The 12460-nt window shown below is 49.4% G+C and carries 10 protein-coding genes; 1 reads left to right on the plus strand and 9 read right to left on the minus strand.

Going from position 1 to position 12460, the window contains the following annotated elements:
• Positions 1–395 precede the first annotated feature (395 nt).
• The 9 genes from ACNQ0W_RS23705 to ACNQ0W_RS23745 all read right to left on the minus strand — a co-directional run bounded on the left by ACNQ0W_RS23705 (position 396) and on the right by ACNQ0W_RS23745 (position 11554).
• A complete protein-coding gene (locus tag ACNQ0W_RS23705; RefSeq protein WP_001549940.1) occupies positions 396–1298 on the minus strand; it encodes a LysR substrate-binding domain-containing protein in 903 nt (300 codons plus the stop codon).
• 247 nt (positions 1299–1545) lie between these two features.
• Positions 1546–2508 carry a carbamate kinase gene (locus ACNQ0W_RS23710; protein ID WP_001549941.1) on the minus strand — a complete coding sequence of 321 codons (963 nt, stop codon included), beginning with the start codon at positions 2506–2508 and terminating at the stop codon, positions 1546–1548.
• A complete protein-coding gene (locus tag ACNQ0W_RS23715; protein ID WP_001549942.1) occupies positions 2505–3926 on the minus strand; it encodes a DUF1116 domain-containing protein in 1422 nt (473 codons plus the stop codon). The genes ACNQ0W_RS23710 and ACNQ0W_RS23715 overlap by 4 nt, the downstream gene beginning before the upstream one ends.
• A gap of 9 nt (positions 3927–3935) precedes the next feature.
• Positions 3936–5486: an acyl-CoA synthetase FdrA gene (gene fdrA / locus ACNQ0W_RS23720; RefSeq protein WP_024194858.1), complete on the minus strand. Its 1551-nt coding sequence runs from the start codon at positions 5484–5486 to the stop codon at positions 3936–3938.
• 95 nt (positions 5487–5581) lie between these two features.
• A complete protein-coding gene (locus ACNQ0W_RS23725) occupies positions 5582–6460 on the minus strand; it encodes a DUF2877 domain-containing protein (protein WP_044257108.1) in 879 nt (292 codons plus the stop codon).
• 197 nt (positions 6461–6657) lie between these two features.
• Positions 6658–7962, minus strand: coding sequence for a uracil-xanthine permease family protein (locus ACNQ0W_RS23730; RefSeq protein WP_001549946.1), 1305 nt, complete (start codon positions 7960–7962; stop codon positions 6658–6660).
• Positions 7963–8083: 121 nt separating this feature from the next.
• Positions 8084–9187, minus strand: a complete 1104-nt coding sequence (locus tag ACNQ0W_RS23735) for a ring-opening amidohydrolase (RefSeq protein ID WP_001549947.1) — start codon at positions 9185–9187, stop codon at positions 8084–8086.
• Positions 9188–9239: 52 nt separating this feature from the next.
• On the minus strand, positions 9240–10475 hold the full coding sequence (locus ACNQ0W_RS23740; protein WP_001549948.1) for a hypothetical protein: 1236 nt from the start codon (positions 10473–10475) through the stop codon (positions 9240–9242).
• Positions 10476–10948: 473 nt separating this feature from the next.
• Positions 10949–11554: a recombinase family protein gene (locus ACNQ0W_RS23745; protein WP_000509966.1), complete on the minus strand. Its 606-nt coding sequence runs from the start codon at positions 11552–11554 to the stop codon at positions 10949–10951.
• Positions 11555–11648: 94 nt separating this feature from the next.
• Here ACNQ0W_RS23745 and ACNQ0W_RS23750 point away from each other — a divergent pair.
• Positions 11649–12460 (plus strand): DUF4158 domain-containing protein (locus ACNQ0W_RS23750; RefSeq protein ID WP_417933264.1); only part of this gene is annotated, 812 nt, incomplete at its 3' end.

The following is a 12460-nucleotide window of genomic DNA, read 5'->3' on the forward strand; positions in this document are numbered from 1 at the left end:
TCTTTAAATATTGCAAATATTTTCGCCACCTTCGTTAATAGGCATTAACTACAATCAAAAATACAATGAGAATGAAACCATAATGAGCTCGGCTCCTCATGATTTGATATTAGTAATATGCTAAATTTTTATGATTTTATCGCTAGCTTCTTATGTTGGCCCTGAACAACCCAAACAAATGCATATATACAACTGTAGCAATTTTTGCGTGATAACAGTCTAATACCTTAGAAACCACAAGAATTGCATAGAAAATATTTGCACTCTAATAATATTATCAATTAATTTTATCAGGGAGTAAAAATAGATTTCGTTCACAGATACAGAGCAAGATCATAACATACCTTGTTCAACAGATTTACTGGGTAAAAATGAGGAAGACTTTTTATTCGAACCTAACCATTCAGCCTGAATTTAATATCCGGACGCAGCCAGTATTCAAGGCACCAGCGGCCTGCCTCTCCCAAACCATCCGTTTTCGCGGCCACAAATAACTGCGTCGCGTGCTTATGCTCAAGCATAGATTTCTTTATTAATCTACCATTGTTCAGTAGCGGCCTGGCTAAATGATGGGGAAGGTATCCTATCGCAGTATTTCTTTTTATCAGCGAAATAGCGATTTCAAGATCGGGTACAAATACTGCTTTTTGTCCCTCAAGATGCCAGGCATAAAGAGGGATAAAATTCGTCGCCGTATCCCGGATGCAAACAGCAGTATATTGGCGTAACTCTCTGTTTTCTAATGGGTGAATGTGAGTAGCTAGCGAATGTTGCGGACCAACAACAAAATCCCAATCCATATAGCCAACATGTTCGCTTATTATTCCATCACTGGATGGCACGGAGTGAGGGGCGCCAACAACCACATCCGCACGATTGTGATAAATGGCGTCCCAGCAGCCGTTATAAACTTCAGTGTTTACTGTTAACTGCGTAAAGTCGAATGTTTTTTCAAATTCTGAAATAAATTCTGAAATAATATTTTTAGGCACAATATTATTAAATGCTACCGTTAATTCTTGTTCAACCCCAGTATGGATTAATGTGGTATTACGACATAAAGAATCAATATCGTTGAGAATGGGTTTACTGTGTTGAATAAAGTACTCCCCTGAAGGAGTTAGCCCGATGTTTCGTCCCTTACGCTCGAATAACTCCACGCCGAGGCTTTCTTCCAGCTTTTTTATTGTATAGCTTAACGCCGAAGGTACTTTATTGAGCTGTTCAGCGGCCGTTGCAATGCTCTGATAGTGTGCAACCAGATGAACTATGCGCAATACTTCATCAGAAATGAACATCTCTATCTCCCTGTGTTGCTATCCCGGCAGTACCTCTGATTCTGATCGTCGCCTGTAAATCATAGATGATGGTGACACCTATAAACATAACACAAGGGATTTAGTTTGGAAAAAGCCAGCACCCGATAGCGTGACGCCAGGCTGCAAGGATTTGTCGCAGGAGCAAACTCTCCCCCCTCCTGCTAACGCCGCGATTGTCATCAGCATGGATAGCAGCCGCGGCGGATTTAAGGGTTACCGCAGCGGATTACTCCTCTCCAATCCAGGTGCCGGTTTTATGCTGCAAAGCCGCGTGAATGGCATTCGGACTGGTAATAAGTCCCTTCGCACTTCTCCCTTTCGACTGGCTACGCGACACAAAATCAACAATCGCTTCGACCTTGGGCTGCATACTTCCTTCACCAAATTGCCCTTCTTTGAGCAATTGTTGAGCCTCAGCGATAGTCAGGCTATTGATCCCCCGCTGCTCGGGCGTACCAAAGTTGACAGCAACCTGTTCAACCCCAGTGGATATCAGCAGTAATTCGGCATGGAGTTTATCTGCTATCAGGGCTGAGGCTAAATCCTTATCAACAACCGCCTCTACACCATGCAACATTCCATCACGATCGCGAACAACGGGAATACCGCCACCGCCACAGGCAATCACAATACAACCGTAACGCAATAACTGAGCAATGGTTTCAAGCTCAATAATTTCCAGTGGCTGAGGTGATGGAACGGTACGTCTCCAGCCGCGCCCTGAGTCCTCCATGATTGTCCAGCCCAGCTCTTTCTGGCGCTGCATAGCGGTATGGCGATCCAGAAACGCGCCAATGGGTTTTGAGGGGTGGCTGAACGCGGCATCATCTTTATCGACAAGGGTTTGCGTCACTAGTGAGACTATAGGTTTGTGAATACCGCGCCGCTGCAGCTCATTTTTGAACGCTTTCTGGAACATATAACCAATCGCTCCCTGCGTATCACCCACCGCGTAGTCGAGGGGGACCGGAGAGACTTCCTCCCGGGATATTTCAGAACGACGCAGAATGAAGCCGACCTGTGGCCCGTTGCCATGAGTTAACAACATTTCCCAACCGACCTCGATCATATCGCAAAGATAGCGAACGGAATCAGTGACACACGCATACTGTTCATCAATACTATTACGCTTGTCATCGGCAATGAGCGCATTTCCGCCCACGGCCACAACGGCTAAAGGTTTACTCATTCGGGATTCTCCTCAGTGAGCTTTTGCGCAAGAGCCCGAATCGCTGCACTAAAGCAGGCCATCGGAGCCGTGGTGATTCCGGCGCCAATCTGGCCAACGCCGGCTTCCTTATGGGCGATACCGGTGTTGATAATCGGTAGTATGCTGCGATCGACAACTTTACGCGCGTCGATACCGGCCGCGGTCGGTGAAAAGTTCAGGGCAGGTAGAGTAAACGCAGGGTTTGAGCCCACGGTAATAAACTGCATGCGTCGGCTATTTTCAGTTGCATCAGCGGGGGTCCCCCCCACAAATTTAACGATGGCCGGGGAAGATGCCATCGCAAAGCCGCCCACGCCTGCGGTTTCAGTAATGGCGCTATCTCCCAGATCAGCCGCGGCGTCCTCTACGCTATAGCCAGGGAAAAATAACCCTTCTACCGGGTTGGCCGGCGCCTGGAACCACTGGTCACCAAGGCCCGAGAGCCGGATACCGAAGTTGACGCCATTTCGTGCCATAACAGTCACTAGCGAGCTGAATGGTACATTAGCGGCGGCATCCATCATCGACTTACTTGCCGCCATAGAAAGATTCAGGAAGAAATGATCGTTACCAGAAATAAATGACACGACCTTCTGAAGCTGGACGTTCGGTAAGTTACATCTCAGCAGCACGGGAAATAAACGCTTAATTAGCAGCCCCGTCGCGGCGGCATTACGGTTATGTACCTCATCCCCCATATGCAACGCCTGAGCCATTATGGGTTTTAGTTCAAGCTCACCCAACTGGCACACCGCCGCTTTCATTACCGGGCCTAATTCCTGCGATATCCATGTTAAGCGCTCCAGGACCTCTTCATTGTTCGCCCCAAAGCGTAAAACTTTGCCCAGGCCTTCATTAAAGTTACTGAAGGCACGCTTGCCGTTAGTTTTATTTTCGATTACCCACAACGGCATCGAAGGACTAATAACGCCGGCCATAGGGCCAACGGCGTCGTAATGGTGGCACGGAGCAAGGGCAATTTCGCCATTAAGAACCAAACGAGATGCCACATCTTTACTTGCCGCCCAGCCTTCAAACAATATTGCGCCGATAATGGCACCCTTGACCGGCCCGCACATCTCTTCCCAAGCGATAGGGGGACCGGCATGCAGAATTAATTTTTGTTCCGCCATTGCCGGAATCGCCACAGCCGCGGTCAGGACATCCACTAATACCGGCTGAGCGTCAAGATAGCGCCCCATTGCCACCTGATTGGCGCGCTCCACGACGGGATGGTTAATAAGCCCCGCGAGGGACAGCCCGGTAAAACGATCCCCTTCAGCGGGCGGCTGCCAGTTCAAAGGAGTGACCTCTCCCCCGGCTTGCCTGATATTATCGGCAAAACTGGCAAGGCCTTCGTTAATCACATTAAGTGACTGAGAAAATAATGAGTTCATATCAGTTCCTTATTTATTTCCCAGATTATTTACTGCGCTGGCGGCCCAGCATGTAGCCTGAGCGTTGCTGTCAGCGACCAGAACGCCATAGCGTCTCAAGGCGCCAATTTGCACGCTACGCTGTTGTGGATCGCTCTGTGTTCCACAAACATGGGCTATTAATAACGGGCTGGCCGCTCTGTTGGTAGCATTGAGCAGTTTCAGTAATTCTTCGGCTGGCTCCGGTGCTGCGCCATAGCCAAGAACAAGATCAAAAAGCACAACCGCCGTTTGCGGATCGTTAATTTCAGCGATAATCCGCTGATTACGCAGCGTCGGGTCGATCATGGGGTGTGGACGGCCGCGGGTGAAATCATCATCCCCCATATCAATTAAGGTATGCCCCTCACTCTGCCAGATATTATTTAGCGCTAAGTTTCCTTTTATTGGCGTATTAGAATGGGCGGTTATACCATTACGCTGGCAAATTAACTGACTTTCATAACAAAATGTTCCGCCCGCAAAAACGCCCCGTATATATCTACGTGAATTATCGGCGCCGTTAATCTGCGTTTGCTTTTGAATAAATTCATCTTCAGTACAGCATGCTGATGACTGCGCCTGCTGAGCGGACTCTGGCGCAACAAACGACATAGCCAGTTCAGCGGCCTCTGCCAGCGTTAATGCGGCAACAACACCTGGCCGCGTAACGCTCTGCGGTGCAGCACCTAAAAAGTTTACAACAACGGGTTTTCCTGCTTTCTGCGCTTGGGTGAGAACCCTTTCCGCAACGTCATAGGCTGGCGGTTTGGAAATAAGGACAATCACCTGCGTCTCATCATCTTCCGCCAGGGCATTCAGCCCCATCAGCATGCTGATACCACCAATTTCCTCGTGTAAATCATGGCCACCGGTCCCTAACGCCTGGGAAATCCCTCCGCCCAATTGATCAATGCGGCAGGTGACTTCCTGCAACCCCGTGCCGGAAGCACCAACAATGCCAATACCCCCTCTGCGGACAACGTTAGCAAACCCCAGCGGGATCCCATTAACAATCGCCGTACCGCAATCAGGCCCCATCACCAACCGATTTTTCTGCCGAGCAAGGGTTTTGATCGCTTTTTCCTCGGCGAGACTCACATTGTCACTAAACAGCATGACATGCATACCGAGCTCAATAGCTTTGATTGCCTCGGCGGCAGCATAATCGCCGGGAACGGAGATCAGCGCCAAATTAGCCTCTGGATCCTGTTCAGCCGCCATAGCCAAGCTGGTAAACTGTACCAGCCTTCTCCCGGCTTCTGTATCAGCCTGCGGCTTACTGTTAAGTTTCTCCTTCGCCAGTGCCAGTGCCTGCTCGCAGGCCTCATCTTCCCCCATAATCGCAATAATAAGATCGTTAGGACCTGCAGCAATATTGTCGCCCAGCCTTGCGTCTCTTAATTGAATAAGATTGGTCTCACTTCCCATCACAACGGATGCCTGCTTAATACCAGGCAAATTGATGATGCTTGCGGAAACCTGCATTAGGGAAACGGAATCCTGATAAAGATTTTTAAAAATACCGTGTAGTACTTTCATGTAGGCTACCTGTTCATTCGCCATTGCCATAAGAAATCAGCAACAATTAGTCGTAAGAGGGAAAATCCCTCCGGTAAAACACATCGTGTTATGCCTTAATGAATGCGGGTTGACGCACGTATGCCATGAAGTAGTCCAGCCAGACAATCGACTCCGGAAGAGGCGCCAAACCGCATGACAGCTGTCGCCGCCGCCGCAAGAGGCGAAGGTGAAAAAGGCGCCGATAGGTGCGTCAGCAGCTGACAAATCGCTTCAGAAAAATGGCCCTCCGTCGCGCGCTTCAGATAATGCTGGCTAATATCATTGGTACGATCCAGCCTCGATATAATAATTCTGGTAAGCGCCCGTCGATGCCTCGAAATAATGTCCTGTGGCAAAAAAGAGATGGCTGCGAGATATCCGAGAAGATAATCGTCGCCATCGGGTGTCAGACCGAAACCAAAACCAATTAATCCGTCAACCAGCTGGCTAATCTGCTGCTCATTATCTTCAATGGCGATATTTACTTCGCGCAATGGTCGATTTACCTGTTTAGCCATATTATCGGGCAACAGCATAATTGCACTTTTGATCGGATATCTCTGACTGTACACTTTTAATTGCTCAGCAAGAAACGTATATTTCCTTTCAGTTTCCGTCATTATTAATGGATATAAGTCTGTTTGCTGCCAACGTTTAACATGGCGTATATCCATTTGCCAAACCGGGTTGCTGAATATACCATCACCGAACGTAATCCCCGCACGCCCGGTACAACGCCAATCCCAGTTCGCCGGTACGCTAACAATAATAGTATCAGGATGATTTAAACCGGTGTGCTCCGAAGCCAGTATCAGTAATTCACCATCAGACAACAATAAATTCATCGTATTTGTAAAGCAGCTGTGAACATTTATTTGTTGATTCCCGGCATCGTTCAGACGGTCAATGGCCAAATACCCGACCGTAACGGGAATCAGTGTTAAAGATGTCATATTTCACCTCCATCGGAGAATTACCGATAATGATTCAACCTTATATCCACCACAAGTAAAAATAAATAATTGGCCATCTTCCATTGGTCAGGTAAATACCTGCCAGAGACTGGAATCATAAAATATCATTTATACGGCAGAACAATTCAATAAAAGCGAAAAATGAATTAAATAAATAAACTTCAACCCTCGCGATTTCAGCTAACGGATGGTTCAGGTGATCGCGGAAGAACCAGATTCAATATAATTGCCGCCATTCCACCAATCGCCACACCCGACTCCAGGAGCACGGCCAGCGATGGCGAAAAGGCATCAAAAGCGTCTTTCGGCGCCAGGCCAAACCCCAGTCCGAGTGCGAGAGAGGTTGAAAAAACCATGGCTGCTCGCTGGTCGAACGGTCCTGAATCCTTAATCTGGGCGACGCCTGACCCGACGATAGAGCCGAACATAATCAGAGACGCTCCACCGAGCACCGGTGCCGGCATTCCCGCGACCAGGGCTGAAAATTTGGGAATCAACCCAAGTGCAATCAGAACCACACCCGCTGAGGCAACCACATAGCGGCTTGCCACGCGAGTGATACTGATGACCCCTATATTCTGGGCAAAACAGGTCAGAGGAAAACCGTTAAGCAGCGGCGCGACAATCGAGCCGATACCATCGACTGAGATTGCGCCAGACAAATGCTTATGCGTGATCTCTCTGCGTACCGCAGCTCCCGTACCGTATGTATTACCAATGCTTTCCAGTACGGCGGTAAGTTGAGCAATCATCATGATGACAATGGCCGAATACGAAAAAGTCGGCCAACCAAAATGCAGCAAATCAGGAAAAGAGACCCAGGAAGCATCCTGCACGTGGTGGAGGTCAAGAATGCCGAGCAGTGCCGATACAACATATCCCAGCATAATGGCAATAATGACGGAAAACGATGATAACAAGCCTTTTCGCGACTGGCTGGCAACCAGTAATGCCACCAGCACAACGCCGCCGATCAGAAAACATACCGGCTTGCCATAAAGTTCACTATGCCCACCAGCAAGCCAGGTGAATCCCAGCGGCAGCAGCTTGATACCAATCAGTGAAACAATAGTTCCGGTCACCAGCGGAGGAATCAGTTTCTGCACTCTTCCAATAAAAAAACTGAGGATCCAGGCGACAAACCCGCACACCATGGATGCGCCAAACACGGCCTGGATCCCCATCTGCGACCCCACCGTGATACTGGGTGCAATGAAGACAAACGCCGAGCCCATGCAAATGGGCAACCGGGATCCCAGATGTCCTAAACCAAGGCATTGAATCAGCGTACCAGTACCGCTAACAATCAAGCTGCCCTGGACCAGAACAGTAATATCCGTACTGGGCAGACCAAGCGCCATGCCCACCACCAACGGTACGGCTACCAGACCTGAGAACAGCACCAGCACGTGCTGAATCCCCATTAACAGCAAAGATAGAAACGGGGGCTTCTCATCAATTCCGACAAAGTGGTTATTCATGTGCATCACCTCTCATCGTAAAACCAAGTCCGGCTCGCTCCCTGCCCGGCAGGGCCGCCCCGCGGTTGTTCTGGCGCAGGAGTGAGCGTGATTAACCGCTCGTTCCCCCTTGCCAGGCTGCTTACACTTTCGCGATTACGCTAATGGGACCGCCGCCATCTGGCCCCTGATGCTCAGCCCCCCCGGAGACATACACGAGCGGGTCACGTGTAATTGCGGCAATGGCTGCATTGACCACGGCCCGGGCCGAGCGGGTATGGTTGATATCAGAGTCGTCCTGCATCGTATTTCTTCTTCCCCGCACCGTTCCTGTGGAGCTTGCTTCAGCCTTGGCCAACACATTTACGATCCGATCCAGCTCTTCCTGCGGCGGCAGACCGTCAAATTCAAGACCGGCTTCACGCATAGCGGCAAACAGGGCATCGATATCAATAGCATCCTGCATCACCGCATGCCCGATGCGCAGATCGCTGGTCGTGTTTTCAGCGTTTCCGATAACAATAATTTCATCCTTCAGAAGTTCCACACCTGCCGAAGTAGACGCCACACCGGAATAAAGCGTCCAGTCCTGACAAATGACCTTATCGTTCAACGCATCTTCTGACACTTCACCGAGGGCCAGCGCGACGCCGAGGGCGGATGCCCCTCTGGAGTAGGCCATTGATTTATACGTATCATGAACAGCAACGGTTTGACCGCGCACTCTGGCGTCCTCAATACGATCTGCCGTCAGTAAAGGACACTTGATTTGCACAAAATGAACATCCTGCGGATCGGTAATGCCAGCATCTTTCATCGCAATACGCACCCCTTCAGCGACTTCTTTCACCTGCGCCATTCTGCCAATTTCTTCTGGGAGAAAATCCCGGGTAAAGGCAATACCGGCTGCCAGACGTTTACCTTCCTTTGCGGGTTGATCCACCTCTTTGCGGGTAAACACCGTCAGATGGGGCGACATTACGCCTTCCGTGCCGCCTGACATGACAAATGCGATCCGCTCCTGTACGGCGCTGACGGACATATCTAATTGCTCAGCCATGAAGATAGAGAGGCTTTGCGTTGCAAAACCGCGGGTAAAGTCGTTAACGCAACCATTACCTTCAGTTTTACCCAATACAGCAATAATATCACGTGGATCAACACTACCATTCTCAATCAAATTTTTCAGACCAGATACATCATCCGGCGATGCAGTTGGAATACGGAACACTTCAACTTTTTGCATAGTGTATTTCCTCTTTTTCAGATACCAGGGACAGCAAGTTTTGTAAGATGTTTTATAAGAAGAATCCCATGATGCACAGTATCGCCGCAACGCCAGCCATATAAGGTGCATTAATTTTAACAATTCGCTGAATATCCAGCTTGAATGACTGTGACAGTGAAGCCACGTTGATTTGAACCGGGCTCATTTGCGTGCCCACACCTACAGCAAGTGCCGCCAGACCAATTTGTGTAATAGAAAGCCCGGACTCCACCATAATCGGCATGACCAGGGTACTGACCCCCACGCTGTATCCTCCTGCCGGAATCGAGATGCAAAAAGCAATAAATACAGCCACGGGTACGGTAACAAAGGCGGGTGATGATTTAATAAATTCAGCAATGTAGGTGAACGTACCAATTTCCGCCAGTATGTTGATAAAACCGAGGAAAATGCCAATTGCGAATAGTTTTGTTAGCAGGAAAGAAGAGTTCTGTACCAGTTCTTCAGCCAGCTTACCGGGAGACTGACGTGTTACTGCAAAACCCAGCATCAACGTACTGAACATATTAAATATCGGGCTAAACAGCGAATAATCGAATAACTCATTCAAGTTTTTGCCTGCCACAACGACTACCAGAAAATATACGGGAGGCATGACCTTAATTAACTGTTCTTTCAGCGTAACATCGGACATCGTATCCTCATCCTGCAGGACGCTTCCGCTTTTCCAGACGCCGAATGCAGCGATAGTCATTCCCAAAGTCCACAAGCAGACGGTAATGGGGAACATCGTATCGCTATAGGTTGCAATTTCAATGTTGGCAATTTTTGAAATAGCGGCCGCATCGGCCCCTGAAGGTGACGTCATAAAGCTCGCGGCAGTCACAATTGCCATGCCCGCTATCAGCTGTGGAACAGCACCTACAATCGCCAGCGCAAGAGGCCCGGTTACCATGGTATTACCCGCCCCAAGCCCTGCGGCATAAGTTGCTAACGCCTGAGTGAGTACAATCGCCGCCGCAATGAGATATTGCTTTCGGCCAAACACTCTGCGACTCAGACCGAGCAACGCTTCAAAACCACCGAGTTTAGCCAGTACCAACGCCACAGCAGAATAGATAACCGGGGTGATAATTCCCGTCATCCCGGGAATTGATGTCATAACGATCTTACTTGCCTGCGAAAAACCGATGCCACCAACCAGCATCGCGGTTAGTCCGCCCACCAGTCCTGCCAGAATCATATGCTTATTTCGCAAAACGAGTATCAGCATTACCAACAATGGCAATAACACGACTATTTCCATAAAAACATCACCGCCGTAATTTTATTATTCACCAGAATTAAAATACCGGATCACTGTATAAATTAGGTTTCACTAACACAGGCAATAATTAATCATCTTTTCTGCTACTGACAACTTACGATTATTATTGAACTAAAAAAAGCAAAATTATTTATACCTCAACAACGATTTATTTGTATCTCACCAGCCCACTACGGCTAAATGTGAGCCACTGCGCATCGACTAGGCTTCCAGTCAAATTATTTGAGTCAACAGATTCGCTCGCATCAAATTTTTACATGTAAAAAGGTCGTCTGGCGCAGATATTATAGGAAGCTGGATATTCTTCATCCGATCTTGTCTGAGTTGATTACCCGCACGTCCCAGGAAAATGACACAATTGTTTATCACAATAAAGAGAAAATGTATTAAATATGTAAAAAATATTTTTCTGGCACTCTGGGGTCGGTTCCGGCTGAGGGCGAAATGACACCCTAAGCGTTAGCTCTGTGTCGTTGCACGATGTCAGCGACGGTATTCTTGCTGATACCGAGCTCGCGTGCGATCCAGCGATAGCTGCGTCCCTCGGCCCTCATCGCAACCACCTTAGGCAAAAGTCGGTCTGATTTTGGTCGCACTCCGGCCTGACGACCAAGCCTCTTACCACGTGCCTTCGCAACAGCAAGGCCTGACTTGACCCGCTCGCTGATGAGATCCCGCTCAAACTCCGCAATGCCGGAAAGAAACGTCGCCAGCATTCGTCCATACGGCGACGAAAGATCGAACGCCATTCCATTCATGGCTATCACGGAAACCTTCCAGTTCTCCAGTTCACGTAGCGTATTGAGCAGATCGAGCGTCGAGCGCCCCCACCGGGAAAGCTCAGTGACCAGGATTGCATCAATTTGTCTGGACTGGGCAAGCGCCAGGACTTTCTTTCGCTCGGCCCGGTCGAGTTTAGTTCCTGAACCTGTTTCCTTAAATATTCCCACCACGTCGTAGCCGGCACGGCCGGCGAAGGCTCGCAGATCAAATTCCTGGCGTTCACAAGACTGATCCGCTGTTGAAACCCGGCAGTAAATGGCGGCACGATGTCCCAATTGAACCCTCCTGGATTTTTGTATCGGAACGCCCTGATTTATATGGGCTGGCTGTTGTCCAAAACAGACTATACTTCAAAAGGGACGAATTTGTATGTCACGACGCCATATTTTCACCGAACGGCAGCGAGCAGCGCTGTTCGATCTGCCCACGGACGAACTGTCGCTACTGAAGTTCTACACGCTGGGCGATGATGACCTGGAAAACATTAGGCAGCGCCGCAGACCGGAAAACAGGATTGGCTTTGCCCTGCAACTTTGTGCCTTACGATATCCGGGCCGTGCACTGGCTCCTGGTGAGATGATCCCGCGTGAAGTCCTTTCCTTCGTCGGTGCTCAGCTTGGAGTTCCGGCTGATGCGCTTCTCACTTATGCCACACGGCGCCAAACCCGTCAGCAGCACATGGACACGCTGCGCGAAATTTACGGCTACAAGACCTTCACGGGCCGTGGTGCCCGTGATCTGCGGGAGTGGACTTTCGGCCAGGCCGAAGATGCCAGATCAAACGAGGATCTTGCTCATCGTTTTATTGTGCGGTGTCGGGAAACTTCCACCATTCTGCCCGCAGTATCGACAATCGAGCGCTTGTGCGCGGATGCTCTGGTCGCCGCTGAGCGGCGGATTGAAACGCGGATTGCGGAAAATTTAACAGCGGATGTTCGCGATCACCTGGACAAACTTCTGAGTGAAATGCTCGCCGGCAATATCAGTCGTTTCATCTGGCTTCGCAACTTCGAGGTTGGTAACAACTCGGCTGCTGCTAACCGTTTGCTCGACAGGCTCGAATTTCTGCGTACCCTGAATATCAATCATAGTGCTTTGGCCAGCATACCTGCCCATCGCATTGCCCGGCTGCGTCGGCAGGGTGAACGCTACTTCACCGACGGTTTGCGTGACATCACTTC

The sequence above is a fragment of the Enterobacter cloacae complex sp. 6730903 genome (assembly GCF_048283985.1).
Classification (GTDB): domain Bacteria; phylum Pseudomonadota; class Gammaproteobacteria; order Enterobacterales; family Enterobacteriaceae; genus Enterobacter; species Enterobacter hormaechei_C.

Coding starts and splice junctions, on each gene's coding strand:
- ACNQ0W_RS23715 (WP_001549942.1), bottom strand. CDS start 3,926: ATGAACTCATTATTTTCTCAGTCACTTAATGTGATTAACGAAGGCCTT.
- ACNQ0W_RS23740 (WP_001549948.1), bottom strand. CDS start 10,475: ATGGAAATAGTCGTGTTATTGCCATTGTTGGTAATGCTGATACTCGTT.
- ACNQ0W_RS23725 (WP_044257108.1), bottom strand. CDS start 6,460: ATGACATCTTTAACACTGATTCCCGTTACGGTCGGGTATTTGGCCATT.
- ACNQ0W_RS23710 (WP_001549941.1), bottom strand. CDS start 2,508: ATGAGTAAACCTTTAGCCGTTGTGGCCGTGGGCGGAAATGCGCTCATT.
- ACNQ0W_RS23735 (WP_001549947.1), bottom strand. CDS start 9,187: ATGCAAAAAGTTGAAGTGTTCCGTATTCCAACTGCATCGCCGGATGAT.
- fdrA (WP_024194858.1), bottom strand. CDS start 5,486: ATGAAAGTACTACACGGTATTTTTAAAAATCTTTATCAGGATTCCGTT.
- ACNQ0W_RS23705 (WP_001549940.1), bottom strand. CDS start 1,298: ATGTTCATTTCTGATGAAGTATTGCGCATAGTTCATCTGGTTGCACAC.
- ACNQ0W_RS23730 (WP_001549946.1), bottom strand. CDS start 7,962: ATGAATAACCACTTTGTCGGAATTGATGAGAAGCCCCCGTTTCTATCT.